General features: G+C 49.0%; 16 protein-coding genes. All 16 read left to right on the plus strand.

Features of this window, described 5'->3' with window-relative positions:
* Positions 1–52 precede the first annotated feature (52 nt).
* Positions 53–1,237, plus strand: coding sequence for an exonuclease SbcCD subunit D (locus BMW94_RS10555; RefSeq protein WP_090998077.1), 1,185 nt, complete (start codon positions 53–55; stop codon positions 1,235–1,237).
* A complete protein-coding gene (locus tag BMW94_RS10560) occupies positions 1,234–4,653 on the plus strand; it encodes an SbcC/MukB-like Walker B domain-containing protein (RefSeq protein ID WP_090998080.1) in 3,420 nt (1,139 codons plus the stop codon). The genes BMW94_RS10555 and BMW94_RS10560 overlap by 4 nt, the downstream gene beginning before the upstream one ends.
* A 538-nt stretch (positions 4,654–5,191) precedes the next feature.
* Positions 5,192–5,497 (plus strand): hypothetical protein, encoded by a 306-nt coding sequence (locus BMW94_RS10565; RefSeq protein ID WP_254790214.1) that lies wholly within the window; start codon positions 5,192–5,194, stop codon positions 5,495–5,497.
* Positions 5,498–5,698: 201 nt separating this feature from the next.
* Positions 5,699–6,058: a histidine triad nucleotide-binding protein gene (locus tag BMW94_RS10570; protein ID WP_090998086.1), complete on the plus strand. Its 360-nt coding sequence runs from the start codon at positions 5,699–5,701 to the stop codon at positions 6,056–6,058.
* Between the two features lie 189 nt (positions 6,059–6,247).
* Entirely contained in the window at positions 6,248–6,421 is a 174-nt protein-coding gene (rpsU, locus tag BMW94_RS10575) for a 30S ribosomal protein S21 (RefSeq protein WP_005547957.1), read from the plus strand.
* Between the two features lie 15 nt (positions 6,422–6,436).
* A complete protein-coding gene (locus BMW94_RS10580) occupies positions 6,437–6,880 on the plus strand; it encodes a GatB/YqeY domain-containing protein (protein ID WP_053781272.1) in 444 nt (147 codons plus the stop codon).
* A 347-nt stretch (positions 6,881–7,227) separates the two neighbouring features.
* Positions 7,228–8,550 (plus strand): NfeD family protein, encoded by a 1,323-nt coding sequence (locus BMW94_RS10585; RefSeq protein ID WP_090998485.1) that lies wholly within the window; start codon positions 7,228–7,230, stop codon positions 8,548–8,550.
* A 162-nt stretch (positions 8,551–8,712) separates the two neighbouring features.
* A complete protein-coding gene (gene floA / locus BMW94_RS10590; protein WP_175480648.1) occupies positions 8,713–9,723 on the plus strand; it encodes a flotillin-like protein FloA in 1,011 nt (336 codons plus the stop codon).
* A gap of 13 nt (positions 9,724–9,736) precedes the next feature.
* A complete protein-coding gene (locus tag BMW94_RS10595) occupies positions 9,737–10,342 on the plus strand; it encodes a hypothetical protein (protein WP_090998092.1) in 606 nt (201 codons plus the stop codon).
* A gap of 172 nt (positions 10,343–10,514) precedes the next feature.
* Positions 10,515–10,808, plus strand: coding sequence for a sporulation protein YqfC (yqfC, locus tag BMW94_RS10600; RefSeq protein ID WP_090998094.1), 294 nt, complete (start codon positions 10,515–10,517; stop codon positions 10,806–10,808).
* On the plus strand, positions 10,805–11,998 hold the full coding sequence (gene yqfD / locus BMW94_RS10605) for a sporulation protein YqfD (RefSeq protein WP_090998096.1): 1,194 nt from the start codon (positions 10,805–10,807) through the stop codon (positions 11,996–11,998). Before yqfC ends, yqfD begins: the two co-directional genes overlap by 4 nt.
* Positions 11,999–12,004: 6 nt before the next feature.
* Positions 12,005–12,976: a PhoH family protein gene (locus BMW94_RS10610; protein WP_090998097.1), complete on the plus strand. Its 972-nt coding sequence runs from the start codon at positions 12,005–12,007 to the stop codon at positions 12,974–12,976.
* A 15-nt stretch (positions 12,977–12,991) separates the two neighbouring features.
* On the plus strand, positions 12,992–15,241 hold the full coding sequence (locus BMW94_RS10615; protein WP_063567029.1) for an HD family phosphohydrolase: 2,250 nt from the start codon (positions 12,992–12,994) through the stop codon (positions 15,239–15,241).
* 33 nt (positions 15,242–15,274) lie between these two features.
* The gene (ybeY, locus tag BMW94_RS10620; RefSeq protein WP_036674804.1) at positions 15,275–15,772 is read left to right on the plus strand and encodes an rRNA maturation RNase YbeY; all 498 of its coding nucleotides are present in this window, start codon (positions 15,275–15,277) and stop codon (positions 15,770–15,772) included.
* Positions 15,772–16,143: a diacylglycerol kinase family protein gene (locus BMW94_RS10625; protein ID WP_090998100.1), complete on the plus strand. Its 372-nt coding sequence runs from the start codon at positions 15,772–15,774 to the stop codon at positions 16,141–16,143. The genes ybeY and BMW94_RS10625 overlap by 1 nt, the downstream gene beginning before the upstream one ends.
* A 288-nt stretch (positions 16,144–16,431) precedes the next feature.
* On the plus strand, positions 16,432–16,845 hold the full coding sequence (locus BMW94_RS10630; RefSeq protein ID WP_090998102.1) for a cytidine deaminase: 414 nt from the start codon (positions 16,432–16,434) through the stop codon (positions 16,843–16,845).
* The last annotated feature ends 16 nt before the right edge of the window (positions 16,846–16,861 follow it).

The following is a 16,861-nucleotide window of genomic DNA, read 5'->3' on the forward strand; positions in this document are numbered from 1 at the left end:
CGGATGGAATTTGTATCATCGGATTTTGCATGAGAGAGGGGTTGAACGGACGATGCGTATTTTGCACACAGGGGACTGGCATCTGGGGAAAACGCTGGAGGGACGGAGCCGGCTGCGAGAGCAGGAGGATTTTGTGGATGAGCTTGTTAGACTCGCGGATGAGCAGCAGGCAGATGCCATATTGATGGCTGGAGACGTGTATGATTCTGTAAATCCGCCTGCATCGGCGGAACAGCTTTTTTATGAGGCTGCGGCGCGTCTGACAGAACAAGGAAGACCACTTGTGGTAATTGCCGGGAACCATGATCAGCCAGAGCGAGTGGCTTCGGTGACCCCGCTTGTGAACAGACAGGGAATTACACTTGTAGGTATGCCTACTTCAGAAGCAGTCACGATCCATGCGAAGAGAACTGGAGAGACTGCGCAGATTGCTGCATTGCCATACCCCTCGGAAGCGCGACTGAATGAACTGCTGACAACGGATGGGGATGAGAATGTGCTTCGCCAGGCATACAGTCGCCGGGTGGGCATGTTAATGCAGCGTCTGGCTGCTTCTTTTCGTCCGGATACGGTGAATTTGGCAATGAGTCATATTTATGTTCTGGGCGGAGTGGAAAGTGATTCGGAACGTCCCATTCAGGTAGGGGGCGCCTATACGGTTGATCCTTCTGCTTTGTCGACAGGTGCGCAATATACAGCACTGGGGCATCTCCATCGTGCGCAGGCAGTTAAAGGAGAAGGTGTGATTCGTTATAGTGGCTCTCCACTCGCCTACAGTTTCTCCGAAGCGGGGCAGAGTAAGTCCGTCACCATGGTTGACGTGGCACCAGGGGGAGCCGCAAACGTGGAAGAAGTGCTGTTGACCTCCGGACGTCCACTTGTGCGTTGGAAGGCGCGTGGCGGTCTGGCTGAGGTTTATCGGTGGCTGGATGAAGGACGTGATCCTCAGGCTTTTATTGATATGGAAGTATGGCTGGATGACGCCATGTCTCTGAAAGAAATCCAGCAGCTCCGTAAGTCGCATGACGGGATCATCCATATCCGGCCGGTGTATCCCGAGATGGCAGCGGCAGGGCTTTTGGAGCAACGGTCCGAGCTTCCGGTACATGAGCTTTTTCGCAAATTTTATCAGCGTCAGACAGGTGGGGCATTACCTGAAGACAGTCTGGTTCAACTGTTCCTGGAACTCGTCGATGAGGACGAGCCGGGTGTGCGTGAGGAGGTCGAGGGAAATTGAAGCCAATTTTATTGAAAGTCGCAGGTCTGCAAAGTTATCGGGAGACTCAGGAGATTGATTTTACCGTATTGACGGAGACGGGACTGTTCGGCATTTTTGGTCCTACAGGCAGCGGGAAATCTTCTTTGCTCGACGCAATTACGCTGGCGATGTACGGAAAAGTGGAACGGGCTGTTAATGGTACCCAGGGAATCATGAACCACGCTGAGGATTCGTTGTCCGTTGCTTTTACATTTGAACTTGTATCGGCGGAAGGCACAAGAAGATTTCGGGTGGAACGACGTTTCAAACGAAATAATGAGGTTTCGGTGAGCAACACCATCAGCAAATTCATTGAGACCGTCAACGGAGAGGAACAGGTGCTGGCTGATAAACTGGCAGACGTGAACCGCTGCGTTGAAGATGTAATCGGATTGAAAATGGATGATTTTACGCGGGCCGTTGTGCTTCCACAAGGGAAATTCGCTGAGTTTCTGTCACTGAAAGGCAGTGAACGACGCCAGATGCTGCAACGTTTATTCCATCTGGAGAAGTATGGAGATCAGCTTGCCATCAAGCTCAGCCGGCGGGTGAAGGACAATGATATGGTTCATCAGTCATTGGCCGCGGAGCAGCAGGGGCTTGGGAATGCCAGCAAAGAGACGTTGGCAGAAACGGAGCTTCTTCTTCAAGCTGCTGTGAAACAGTCTGAATTGTCACGCAAAACGCTTGATGAAGCGATGAAGGAAGCCGAGCAACTCGGTAAAGTCCGTGAGTTAAGCCATGAACGCCAGGCTCGTATGGAGGAACACGAAAAGCTGAAAGCACGTGCACCACAGATCGAAGCTGGGGAACAACGGCTGAAACTGGCCGGGGCGGCAGACGCGATACTGCCTTCATTGCAGACGATGCGTGACGCAGCAGCACAGCAGAAGTTACGTGAGGATGCAGCCGGGATTGCTCACCAGCAAGCGGTGGAACATGAACGGCTGTCTGTACTGGAAGCCGAGAAGGCCGAAACGGCCCGTGTACAGATGGCTGAGGAAGAACCCAAGCTGCTGCTTCGATTGGAACAGCTGGAACAGGCCAAGGAGTTGCAACGGGAACGGGATGGGCTACGAGAGGATCGTACCCGTCTTAAGCAGCTTTTGGACAAAGGACAGGCTGAACAGAGTGTCATCGGACAGCAGCTGGAGAAGGAAAAAGAACTACAGCAGCGCGGCCGCAAACGTCGGGAAGAATTACAGGAAAGCCTGAAGCCGAATGAAGTGAAGTCCGAAGAACGCAGGCAGCTGCAGGCTGCACTGGAATTGAAGCATCGTTTGGATACTGCGGCGGAGCAATTGCGCCAGAACAAGGCTGAGATGGAAGCCAATAAGCAGTCGGCTGAACAGGGGGCAGACCGGCTGAAGCTGGCTGCCCAGGAAGAGACCCGTCTGAGTGAACAGCGTCAGCATCTGATCGAACAGGCGGCAGCGGGCCTTGAGGCCTTGCTTGCCTGTGAGCAGGACATTGGCCGCGAACAGAGCCTGCTGGCCAGGGCGGAGGAGCAGCTGCGCGGAACCATGCGTGAGCAGGAGCTGCATAGGCTCTCCTCCGCCTTGCGTGCCGAGCTCCGCGATGGTGAGCCATGCCCGGTGTGCGGCTCCGCACACCACCCGCTCCCGGCTGCGCCGCCGGGAGAAGGTCCGCCCGCAGGCGATGCGGACCTGGAACTACTGCGCAGCCTGCACGCGGAGCTGCAGGAGCTGCGCTTTGGGCTGCGCCAGCAGCTGCACGAACGTCGCAGCCTGCTGACGCAGCTTGGCGCTGCGGCCGGCGAAGCCCCGGCCACAGCCGAGGCCGCGCCTGCGGCTGCGGAGCCGGAGCCCGCCGGTTCGCCCGTACACGGGCGCTCCCCGGCGGACTGGGCGGAGCGTGCCGCCGCACTGCGCGAAGCCGCGCGGGCGCTGGCCGCTGCCGCAGCGCCGCTGCAAGCGGAAGCCGCCGCGTTGCAGCAGGCGGCTGTGGGCGCGCAGCAGCGCCGCATGGAAGCGGCTGCTGCGCAGGAGGCCGGCCAAGCCGGACTCGCCCAGGCGGAGCGCCGGTTGGCCGAGAGTGAGGCCGCCGCAGCCGCATTGCACGGCCGCTGGGCCGCGGAACTGCCCGGCATCGTTCAAGAGCAGGCCATGGCCCTTCATCAGGCGATGCAGGAGCGCGACGCGCGCGCAGAAGACATCAAGGAACGGCTGAACAAGAGCGTGACGTTCCTTGAAGAAAAGGAACAGTTGGTACAGTCCCTCCAGCAGAAGCTGGTTGAATTGGACAAACAGCTGATTCAATGGCAAACGGAATGGCAAGGCAACAGCAAACAGCTTGTGGAGAAGGAAGAACGTCTGCGTCAATGGGTTGGCGAGCAGCGAGTCGAGGATTTGATTGCTGCGGCCCAGAATCGATTGGATGAGCTTCGGAAAAATGCTGCCGATTCAGCACAGCGTTTCAAGGAAGCAGATGCGTTAAAACAGGAATCAGCCAAGAAGGATGTCATGGCTCATCAAGCAGCAGCCTCGGCAGCAGAACATTTGCAGCAGGCACAGGAACGCTGGAAGCAATTGCTGGATCAATCGCCATTTGACTCCGAGAATGACGTTGTGGAAGCAGCCCTTCCTTCCCAAGAAGCAGAGCGGCTGGCGGCGGAAATTCAGCAGCATCGTGATCGTGATCGTGAACTTGTTTCTCAATTGCGTGAGCTCGAACAAAAACTGGGCGGAGCCGTTGTATCCGAGGAACAATGGCTGGCATGCACAGAACGACTGAAACTGTCTCGTGCAGAGGATGAAGCGGCTCTTCGAGCCAAGGCGCGTGCAGAACGGGATCTGGAAGATGTGCAGCAGCGACACGTTCGCTGGACCGAGTTGGAGAACAAACGGGTGGAAGTGAGCCGACAAGGTGAGATGCTTAGCAAACTGCAAGCAGCTTTTAGAGGTAATGCATTTGTCGAGTACATTGCAGAAGAACAGCTGATGCAGGTTAGTCAGGCTGCTTCACAGCGTCTGCGCTTCCTGACCAAACAACGTTATTCACTTGAGGTGGATTCAGGCGGGGGCTTTGTCATCTGTGACGATGCCAATGGTGGAGTTAAACGTCCGGTGTCCACCTTGTCTGGTGGAGAGACGTTCCTGACCTCATTGTCACTGGCACTGGCTCTGTCTGCCCAGATTCAGCTGCGCGGCCAGTACCCGCTGCAATTCTTCTTCCTGGATGAAGGGTTTGGCACATTGGATCCTGAACTGTTGGATACCGTCATTACATCATTAGAAAAACTGCATGATGACCGTCTTGCCGTCGGTATTATCAGTCACGTTCCGGAGCTGCGAGCACGCTTGCCACGCAAACTTGTGGTGATTCCAGCAGGCGAGGCCGGAGCTGGATCTCGCGTAGTATTGGAAACTTTATAGGGACTTGAACACAGAACACATACGATTGAATGAGTGCAAATTGAGTTCCCCTCAGAAACCAGTCATACAAGATTGTTTCTGAGGGGGAAATCTCTGATTGATTGAGTGTTTTTGGTTTGAATCTCATTTATATTCTCGGTGAGTCAGATGAGTGAGATTGCTCACAGATACAGGTTCATCCTGTTGTTATACTACAGTTAAGCCGACAAACTTATGTTAAGCACCCCGGCGGACGTCTGATCAGGAATAATCCTGGTCAGACGTCCGTGATAGCAGTCTTCCACATGGGAAGCTGCAAAGGGGTGCTTCTTTTTTTGCAAGTAAATATTTCCTGACATCATTCATGTTTCATTAAAATTTCGCAGGTACAACTTCTATACTCATATCACTCCCTAGGCAGTTATCTTGAAACTCTTGTCATTCACAGTGTCATTTCGCCCAGATCTGAATACGATGAAAGGGTGATGAAGAGCAGAACAGATTCGGGAGGCGATCGAACGTGGAAAAGGTAGAAGCGAAGAAACTGTGTAAGGAACACATGCATCGCTATGTATGTATACAGATGCATGACGGTGCCCATTATGATGGCATTGTGGAAAATGTGGATGATGACATGATTTATTTGGCTGTTCCGGTGGGGCACGAAGCTGTGGTTAATCATGCAAATGCAAACGCAAACTGGGGACCGAATATGATGCCAGTTCCTTATTCTGCACATGAGCGGGGATTTTTCCCGGGCTATGGCTACCCATACCCTTATTACGGTTATGGTCGCAGACGGTTCAATAGGCTGGTTCTTCCGTTGGTCGGCCTGACTGCATTATCTTTGTTACCTTATTATTAATAGGACTCTGAAAGCATTAAATTTTACCAATGAAAATCGAACCTTTCACATCTTCGGTGTATTCTTTCACTTCACTGAGATATGAGAGGTTCTTTTGTTGCTTTTATTATGAATTGAAACAGGTTAAATTGGACGTGAGTTTTCAGTTCCGGTATGATAGAAGGGTATACATAATTTTTAAATCGAAGGAGGGTATGAACAATGGATTGCTTATTTTGCAAAATTGTAGAGGGCAGCATTCCCTCCAATAAGGTACTGGAGAATGACCATGTCATCGTCTTTCATGACATCCAGCCCGCTGCACCGACCCATGTACTCGTTATTCCCAAGAAACATATTGCTTCTATGAATGAAGTAACGACGGAAGACTTGCCGTTGATCGGTGAGATTCACCTGGCTGCGCAGGAAGCGGCCAAGCGTCTCGGCGTGGAAGAAACAGGTTACCGACTGATTAATAACTGCGGCAAGGATGGAGAACAGACCGTTCATCATCTGCATTATCATTTGCTTGGTGGGACCCGACTTGGGGTGCTGACAAGTTTGTCAGACTCACACAAATAAACGATCTAAGGCACCCTAAATCAGGGCTGAGCCGTATATGCATAAAAGGCATGAATATGGAGCTGAAGTTCACATAAAATAAATGATCATTACGTTAAGGTTGACACCTTTATTACCTTTCGCCTATAATGAAAGGTGATGAACCGTGTTATTGCTCTTGGACGGTCTGGTCGGAGGGAGGGAAAACTGGTGTCTGAAACTAAAGTTCGCAAAAACGAGACTATTGATGCTGCACTTCGTCGCTTTAAACGTTCCATCGCAAAAGATGGCGTATTGGCTGAGGTGAAGAAACGTAAGCATTATGAGAAGCCAAGCGTAAAGCGCAAGAAAAAGTCCGAGGCTGCTCGTAAGAGAAAGTTTTAGGAGGATTTTAACTACATGAATCTTAGCGAACGATTGAACGAAGATATGAAGCAAGCGATGAAGAGTAAGGACAAGTTCAAGCTCTCCAACATTCGGTTGATTCGTTCGACGATCAAGAATCTTGAAATAGATTTGAAAAGAGATTTGGATGATAACGAAGTGCTTGATATTCTGAGTCGTGAAATCAAACAGCGCAAAGATGCCCTCCAAGAATTTGACAAAGCGGGCCGTGAAGACCTCGCGGCAAATGCAAAAGCGGAAATTGAATTACTCAGTCAGTACCTTCCCGCACAGCTTACCGAAGAAGAAATTAAAGTTATTGTACAGCAGACCATCCAGGAAACCGGTGCTTCTTCGAAAGCCGAGATGGGGAAAGTCATGTCTGCCCTTATGCCGAAAGTTAAAGGCAAAGCGGATGGCAAACTGGTAAATCAAGCAGTTCAACAATTTCTGCAATAAAGCAAATCAATAAACACCTCCTGACTTGTCAGGGGGTGTTTTTTCCATGTTAAATCAATTTTACATCATTGATACGGTAATCCGTTTCCACAGGAATATGAAGTGTGATGGGGAATCCGTTCATATATTCAAGAAAATTCACAAATACTGCTTTTAAATGGATAATATATATGATTATGGATCTAAAATGTTGCAATTGCTTCCCGTTTCAAATATAATTTTAAGATTTTGAAACGAAATGTTGCATTGTACGTAATAAATACCATAAGCTGGACAGTATAACATTAATGGAAAAGGGGGGACTATTTGTGAAGGGAAAGCGCCGGAAGAAGCTTACGGGGCCATTGATGCTCATGATGCTACTGACGCTGCTGCTTCCTGTCTGGATTGGATCACCGTCAGCGCATGCAGCTGAGAAAAGTGGCGCCGTATATATCATTCCGGTGGATAAACCAATTGAGCAGGGACTTGGCAAGTTCATGGAACGCGGGTTCAAGGAAGCAGAAGAGATGAATGCTGGCCTGATCGTACTGGATATCAATACGCCGGGAGGGCGTGTCGACACGGCAGAAGAACTGGGTACATTAATTAAGGAAAGCCCAATTGAAACCGTTGCATTTGTCCGTGGAGATGCTGCCTCGGCCGGAAGTTTTCTGGCTTTGAATGCAGATAAGATCGTAATGTCGCCAGGCAGCATGATTGGTGCGGCAGCGATGGTGGACAGCACGGGTAAACATGTCGATGATCCAAAGCTGGTTGCATTCTGGAAGAGCAAAATGCAGGGAGCGGCTGAGAAAAGTGGCCGAGACGGCAAAATTGCAGCCGGAATGACGGATGTTAATATGGTTGTGGAGATGCCTGAGATTAATAAAACCAAGCAAAAAGGTGAAATTATTGCTCTCTCGGCTGAAGAAGCGCTGAAAGTGGGTTATGCGGATCATATCAGCAACACGCCGGAAGAAGCTGCAGCCTGGCTTGGTTACAGTCAGGATGATGTGTTCACCGTTCAGAGAACAACGGCAGAGAACATATCCACATTTCTCACCAATCCTGTCGTCATGACGGTATTGCTATTCCTCGGAATAGCCGGTGTGATCATTGAGTTGATTGTACCTGGGTTCGGAGTGCCGGGTATTGTTGGTATCGTGTGCTTTGTGCTTTATTTCTCAGGCAATTACATCGCTGGTTTTGCCGGAGCGGAGACATGGGTGTTATTCACTGTTGGACTCATCATGATGATCCTCGAGATGTTTATCCCAAGCTTCGGTATTCTGGGTATTTTGGGATCGATTGCGCTTGTCGCTGGCGTCGTGCGAGCCGCCTATGATACAAGTGATGCATTTATATCATTAGGTATTGCTTTTGGTGCCGCGCTGGTAGTCATTGCAATCGTTGTTATTCTTTTTAAGGATCGAGGCATATGGAATCGGTTCATATTAAGTGACAGGCTGTCTGCTGATCAAGGATACTCTTCGGCGACAGAACGCAAAGAGTTGATCGGTTTGCAGGGCATCAGTCTGACTCCACTTCGTCCCTCGGGAACAGCGATGTTTAATGGAGAACGCGTCGATGTGGTGTCGGATGGAGATTTCATTCCGATTGATACACCAATTATAGTGATCAAAGCGGAAGGTACCCGGATTGTGGTTCAACAAGCCTTACCGGTGTAACCCGCTCTGTTGCCGGAGTTAGTTAAAGCTTCGGCAATGTACATAACCATTCTGCGGAGGCTGCGAGTGGAGTGGTGTCAATCAATGCAAAGCAGCAAAGTTCCACACCGTTTTTATCCTGTTTCTTACAAAAATTAAATTGCAAATGGAGGAATTTTGACTATGGAACCAACCTTGATTACGTTTTTGCTTATTGCGGTAGTTGCGATTATCGTATTGAGCGTATTCTTCAGCTTTTTCCCGGTGATGCTCTGGATCTCAGCCCTTGCATCGGGCGTACGCGTGGGGATTATCACGCTGGTAGCGATGAGACTAAGACGTGTAACACCTAGCCGGATCGTAAATCCACTGATTAAAGCAACCAAAGCTGGACTTCGATTGACAATGAATCAACTGGAGAGTCACTTCCTGGCCGGTGGTAACGTAGACCGAGTGGTCAACGCCCTGATTGCTGCACAACGTGCGAACATTCCACTCGAATTTGAACGCGCTGCTGCGATCGACCTTGCAGGTCGTGATGTATTGCAAGCCGTACAGATGAGTGTAAACCCACGTGTTATTGAAACGCCGATTGTTTCTGCGGTAGCTAAGGATGGTATCGAAGTTAAAGTAAGAGCACGGGTTACAGTTCGTGCCAATATTGACCGCCTCGTCGGTGGTGCGGGTGAAGAGACGATTATCGCCCGTGTCGGCGAAGGTATCGTAAGTACGAACGGTTCCTCGAATTCCCATAAAGACGTCTTGGAAAATCCGGATCTGATCTCTCGTACCGTATTGTCCAAAGGTCTGGATGCAGGTACCGCTTTTGAAATCCTGTCTATTGATATCGCGGACGTGGATGTAGGTAAAAACATTGGTGCCTTCCTGCAAACGGAGCAGGCAGAGGCTGACAAACGTATTGCACAGGCAAAAGCGGAAGAGCGTCGGGCAATGGCCGTAGCCCAAGAACAAGAGATGAAAGCGCGCGTAGTGGAAATGAGAGCGCGTGTAGTTGAATCCGAATCCCAAGTACCTCTTGCTATGGCTGAAGCACTCCGTAGCGGTAAAATCGGTGTAATGGACTACATGAACCTGAAAAACATTGAAGCAGATACTCAAATGCGCAACACATTAGGAAAACCTGGTGAAAATACAAACTCCAACGATCACGGTGATTCCAAAAACGGAAGATAGGCGGTGAGTGCATATGGGCCTATTTGAATGGATTTTTAACAATCTGTATATTGTAGCAGTCATCGCTTTTGCACTCTTTTCCTTCCTTGGAAAAGCAGCAAAGTCCGCTGATCCGAACAAAAAGCGTGCAAATAACGGGATGCCAACGTTTGGAGGGAGTGGTGATTCGGACCGGAATGATCGCTCGCGGGGGAATACTGCATCGCAGCAGTCATCGGGTCCTTCAGATCCCCGCTATGATGAGCAGTACGATGAGCGGTATGATGACGATCAGTATGATGATCGATATGATCAAACCTATTCGCAGCCAGCAACGACATCTGCCCGTCCCGTGAATGACGACTTTGGAGGGCAGAGTTCTCTGGGTGGAATGGAAAACTCCCTCGAAGAACAAATGAAAGTGATGGAGCAACGACAACGTGAAATTCGGGAGCGACTCGATCGTATTTCTACTGCAAATACACCGGTTGTGTCTGACTCCAGTTGGGATGAAGTTCCATCCAGCGAGTCTGGACCGTCCCAGCTTCGCCGGGAAGACATTCGTACTGGTGTGTTGTGGGCAGAGGTTCTCGGTTCTCCGCGCTCTAAACAACCCTTTGGAACACGAGGCAAACTATAACTTCATATGGTTTTAAAAAGTGAAAAGCCGTCTCTGGTGAGCATAAATCCAGACGACGGCTTTTTTCTGTCTCGGTCTCTTTTTATTTTCACAGCTAACACGTTCCGTAGTTTTCATAATTTCAGGAATCTGCGCATAAGTTGAACTGTAGAGGAAGGGGGAAGACCTTCGAATGACCCGGATCAGCCGCAAGCTGCGCAGATGGACCAGTGAAGTTCTGGATCTGCCGCAGGACGTGCTTTACGATATGCCACGGTTAACCCTGATCGGCACAAAGCAATTGTATATAGAGAATCATCGTGGTGTCATTCATTTTACACCGGATCGCATCGTTCTGGCTCTTTCACAAGGCCAACTGGAGATCAAAGGAACTGAACTGATGATTCGCAATATTTTGCCGGATGAAGTGGCTGTTGAAGGAACAATTCTGGATATTCATATGAATGGAGCGGAGGGGAACAGATGAAGCAGCCCAGTCTGTACAAACTGCGCGGAGCAGTCCGAATCACGGTCACTGGGGGGGATATTGCAGCATTAATCAATACGGTGGCAGAGCAGGGACTGGAAGTATGGGACCTGCGTGCCCATGACGGACGCAAGGCAGAAATGAATATTCTGCTACCGCATTTTTTCAGGCTGCGTCCTTTGCTGAAACGGACAGGCTGCCGGGTAAAGGTGACACACCGGAGTGGATTTCCTTTTTTTGCAGCCCGTTTACTGAGAAGGAAGTTCTTTCTGGGCGGCATGCTGTTTTTTGTAGCAGCTCTGTTTGCATTATCATCGATGGTTTGGAATGTAGAAGTCAAAGGCAATGTGACAATTCCTACGGATGAAGTGCTCGCAGCAGCAAAGAAAGAAGGCATCTACCCCTTCCAGTGGGGATTTCGGCTACAAAGCCAGGACAAGCTCTCCAGACAGCTCGCTCTCGCTCTGCCAGATGTAACCTGGATTGGAGTGAGCAAAGAAGGGACAACCATCACCATCCAGGTCGTGGAGTCGGCACAGCCCAAGCGTGAACCGTTGCTGAACCCAAGACATCTGGTTAGTAAAACAGACGCTGTAATCACTCAAATTTACGCGGAGCAGGGGCGCCCTGTTGTGCAGAAGGACATGCGTGTCAAGAAGGGACAGGTACTGATATCAGGTATTTTGGGAGATGAAGAGAATACAAAGACCATTGTAGCCAAAGGGGAAGTACGCGGACTGGTATGGCGTGAATATCAGGTTGAAGTCCCTCTTGTGCAGAAACATAATACGATGACTGGAGATAGCAAGGAACGTTTTTACATTGTGCTGGGGAAATGGGCGATACAACTCTGGGGATACGGGAACACGCCTTTTACCACATTTGATACCGAAAGTGATCATAAACCGCTGACCTGGAGATCCTTCACACTTCCCATGGGATGGCTGACAGAGAAAGATTTGGAAACTCGGGAACAAGAGGAACAACATACTGTTGAATGGGCTAGAACGAAAGGATTGGAAGGAGCAAGAAACGATATTATCGCCAAAAACGGCAAAGGAACGAAAATTTTAAGTGAAAAAATTTTGCATGAGAAGAAAGAGAATGGTAAAGTTTATATGAAAGTATTATTTGAAGTGGAAGAAAGCATTGCGGAAGAACTTCCGTTAGTCCATAGTCAAGGAGAATGAGGCTATTTGTCAGAGCAAACACGCAGCATACGAATCTCCCTCCAAAGTGCGGGAGAGGGTCAATCTCTTTTTGGACCCCAAGATATTTTCCTGAAACTGATTGAATCCGAGATTCCCGCCCAGATCGCATCCCGTGAAGCGGAGATTGTGATCCATGGCAACGTTCAGCATGTGGAATCGCTTGAACAATTATTTGATGTGTTGTTGCAATTGGTACGTAACGGATATGTGTTAACCGAAAGGGACGTTAAGTATGCCATTGAGCTTGCAAAGGAACTGCGTGCAGACCAGCTTCTGGATCTGTTCAAAGGCGAGATTACAACGACCTACCGTGGGAAGCCGATCCGGGTTAAAACGATTGGACAGAAACACTATGTAACTACAATTAAAAAACGAGATGTTGTATTTGGTATCGGTCCAGCCGGTACAGGTAAAACGTATCTTGCTGTTGTGCTGGCTGTGGCAGCACTCAAGGAAGGCAGCGTCAAGCGGATCGTGCTCACAAGACCTGCTGTTGAAGCGGGAGAGAGTCTTGGTTTCTTGCCTGGTGATCTTCAGGAAAAAGTGGATCCTTATTTACGGCCGCTGTATGATGCTTTATACGATGTTATGGGACAAGAGCAGACTGCGAAAGCGCTGGAGCGCGGTTTGATCGAAATTGCACCTCTGGCCTATATGCGGGGACGTACACTGGATGATTCGTTTATCATCCTGGATGAAGCCCAGAATACGACACCGGAGCAGATGAAAATGTTTCTGACCCGTCTCGGTTTTGGCTCCAAAATGGTCATTACCGGTGACGTGACACAAATTGATTTACCGCGCGGCAAAAAGTCAGGGCTTGTGGAAGCAAATACGATATTAGGGCAAGTGGAAGAGATTGGATTTGTCTATTTTGCCGAGCAAGACGTTGTACGGCACTCCCTCGTCCAGAAAATCATCGTCGCCTATAACCACGCCGCAGAAAATCAAGAATAGAAAGGGATTGTCTCGATGACCTCGAAGGAACTGTCAAAAGGCAAATCTTTTCAAAATAGAGCTACAGGATGGAAGTATAGCGTGTGGGCACGCTATCTTCTGTTTTTGTTTCTGGTGATCCTCTTCTACGTGAGTCTTGCTTCCAAGCTGCTCCCAGAGCGGTATGATATTCAGGAAGGCACACGAAGTGAAGTGAATATTGCTGCGCCCATGCAGATCCCGAATACCAAGGCCACACTGAAAGCGCAGGAAGAAGCCGCTGAACGTGTACAGCCGATGTTTCAGATCGTGCAGATGCGGAACGAAAATTTGATGACGACTCTGTTAGATCGTATTGATCGACTGAATCAGGATGATCAGATTTCCAGTCAGGACAAGATTGACATCTATCGTGATGAAATACCGCAGCGTCAGAAAGACTTTGTTTCCAATTTTATTAACAACAACCGGAAAGCGGGTACATACTCCGAAACTCTGTTGGAAGAGATCAGAAATGTGGTACAGGAGCAAAGCTACCGTATCCCGGAAGAGACATATATCAAAATTTCACGTCTGACTTCGGATGATATTCAGGAGATGAAGGCCGTTGCTAGGGATATCGTCTCCAGATTAATGACCGACCAGATTAGCGAGGCTACAACAGCTCGTGCCAAAGTGGCCGAGATGGTGAGTGTGAGCTCTTTAAGCAAGCGTACGCAGCGTGAGGTTGTCCAGGAGCTTGCTCGTCTTGTGGTAACGTCTAACCGCTTTTACGATGAAGAGGGTACAAAAGAAGCTAAAGTACAGGCTCGTGAGAACACTCAAACGGTCTTTATCAAGCAAGGAGATACGCTTGTTGCCAAGGGTGAGATGATTACCCCGGAGATGTACACCCTTCTGGGCGAGAACGATTTGCTGAAAAACGAAGTGAACTATTGGCCTCAGCTTGGACTGCTTATGCTGTCCTGTCTGTTGTCGGCAGCGATTCTCATGTATATTCAGCAATTCAGCGGAACGCATTTCAAATATAATAATGCTCAGCTGCTGATGCTTGTTCTCATATTTATTATTACGATTGTGGTTATGCATGTTACTGCAATACTTCAGACCAGTGAGAATTCATACGTAGGCTTTCTTGCTCCTGTTGCCGTAGGCGCCATGTTAATTGCATTGCTGCTGGATACATCGCTAGCCTTTGTCTGCTCGATTATTATCGGCATGCTGTCGAGCATTATTTTGAATACACATCAGGGTCAGATTTTTGACTTTGAACTTGGATTCTTCGCGGTGTTGGTGTCGTTTGTTGCGATCTTCGCCACCCATCGAGCAAGTCAGCGGTCTACGATCCTGAAAGGCGCCATTATGGTCTGCCTGTTCGGATCGATCGCAGTCTTCACGCTGGCTTTGATTGACTCAAGTGACTGGAACCGGACGACAACGCTGTATGGTATTGGATTTGCATTTGCCGGTGGTGTATTGACCGCCATATTGGTTATTGGGCTGATGCCATTTTTCGAAACCTCATTTGGCATCTTGTCTGCACTGAAACTGGTGGAACTGTCTAATCCCAATCACCCGCTACTACGCAAATTGCTAACAGAGACACCAGGCACGTATCACCATAGTGTGATGGTAGGAAACCTGTCAGAAGCCGCAGCGGAGGCAATCGGTGCCAACGGGTTGTTATGTCGGGTCGGCTCGTATTACCATGATATTGGCAAGACCAAGCGACCGATTTATTTTATTGAAAATCAAAACAATATGGAAAATCCGCATGATTCGATTGATCCAAAGCTGAGCAAGTCCATTATCGTTGCTCACGCACGCGATGGTGTGGAGATGCAGAAGGACTACAAGCTGCCAAGGCCTATTCGGGACATTGCTGAGCAGCATCATGGAACAACCTTCCTGCATTACTTCTATCACAAAGCACTGCGTCAGGCTGAGGAAGCTGGAGTGGAACCTGATTTCACGGAAGATGATTTCCGTTATCCGGGTCCCAAGGCTCAGTCCAAAGAGTCGGCGATAGTTGGTATTGCTGACAGCGTGGAAGCTGCGGTCCGTTCCTTGCGGAAGCCTACTGTGGAACAAGTGGAATCCATGATCGAGAAGATTATTAAAGGTCGACTGGACGATCATCAGTTTAACGACTGTGATCTGACAATGCGGGAGCTGGATATCGTCGCCAAGACCCTTAAGGAAACCGTCATGGGCATATTCCACTCCAGGATTGAATATCCGGAAGAAATGAAGAAACCGAAGCCAACCTCGCCTGAAGCGGGTTGATTCGCGAATATGAGAAGACAGGAGTATGAAAGAATGAGTCTTAACCTAGCTTGGAATAATGAACAACAGGATAAAGAAATCACCGAACCGATGATCGCAATGCTGGAGCAGCTGCTGAACCTTGCAGGGGAAGCAGAGGGGGTTGCGGACGGGGAAGTGGCCCTGACTTTTGTAAATGATGAGCAGATTCATGAGCTGAACCGTGACTATCGCGGCATTGATCGTCCAACAGATGTCTTGTCTTTTGCCATGAATGAGACTGTGGATGAGGAACTGGATATCATCTACGAACTGGACGAAGATGAAGAAATGGAAGAAATGCCGGATGTTCTGGGGGATATTATTATTTCTGTTCCACGGACCATCCTGCAGAGTGAAGAATATGGGCATTCATTTGAACGTGAGCTCGGGTTCCTGTTTGTTCATGGCTTCTTGCACCTGCTTGGATATGATCATCAGGATGAAGCCAGCGAAGCCGAAATGATGGGCAAACAGGAAGCGGTACTCGCCCAAGCTGGGTTGACACGATAATGAAAAGGCGCTCCTGGGGGATGGTATTCCGCAATGCTGCGGAAGGAATCGTATACGGGCTGCGGACTCAGCGGAATGTAAGAGTTCATACAGGAGTCGCCATTTTGATGTGTGCAGCCGGCTTTTTTTTCGGGATCTCCAGAACGGATTGGATGTTTGTACTGACAGCCGTGTTTCTGGTTCTTGTGACGGAGCTGATGAATACAGCCGTGGAAGCTGCTGTAGATCTGGCGCATCCGCATTTACATCCGCTGGCAAAAGCGGCGAAGGACACCGCGGCCGGTGCAGTTTTGCTGGCTGCGGTGTTCGCCGTCATCATCGGGAGTATCGTTTTCATTAAGCCGGTGATGAGGTGGCTGGGTTTGCTCTGATTTTGTTTTTGTTTTGATTTTAATATTACACACAAATTATAAAGTTGAACTCATTTTTAAGTTGAACTTCTGGTTTGCACAATAACGGAGAGGTAAGAAATAACCTGTAGAAGCGAAGCGTTCGCCTTTATCACCGGATTTTCACTTTGGAAAAGGGAATCCATAAAATCCGGGGATAACAGCGATCGTAAGGTTGTTCTGACAGCGGAGAGGCCAGTGCAAATATTTTTAAGTTGAACTTAACTCATTGAGTGCAACTTTATATACACCCTAAGGGAGAGATTAATTATGGATAATGGTTTGTTGATGCAAGAAGCAATTAAGGCACGTACGAAAGCGTATACGCCTTATTCCCATTTTGGTGTAGGTGCAGCTTTGCTTGACAGTGAGGGACATGTGCATCATGGTTGTAATATTGAGAATGCTGCTTATACGCCAGGCAACTGTGCTGAGCGTACAGCTATGTTCAGTGCGATTGCAGGAGGTAAGCAACCACGCAGTTTCAAAGCCATTGCCATTGTAGGAGATACTGACGGCCCGATTGCCCCATGCGGCGTATGTCGTCAAGTGATGTATGAACTGTGTGAACCAGATATGAAAGTTATTCTGGGTAACATGAAAGGTGATCTGCAGGAGACTACAGTTGCCGAACTATTGCCATGGGCTTTTGGACCATCTGATCTGAACTCTGCTAAAAAGTAAAAAATAATACATTCCA

Source organism: Paenibacillus sp. OK003, from assembly GCF_900109515.1.
Lineage (GTDB): Bacteria > Bacillota > Bacilli > Paenibacillales > Paenibacillaceae > Paenibacillus > Paenibacillus marchantiae.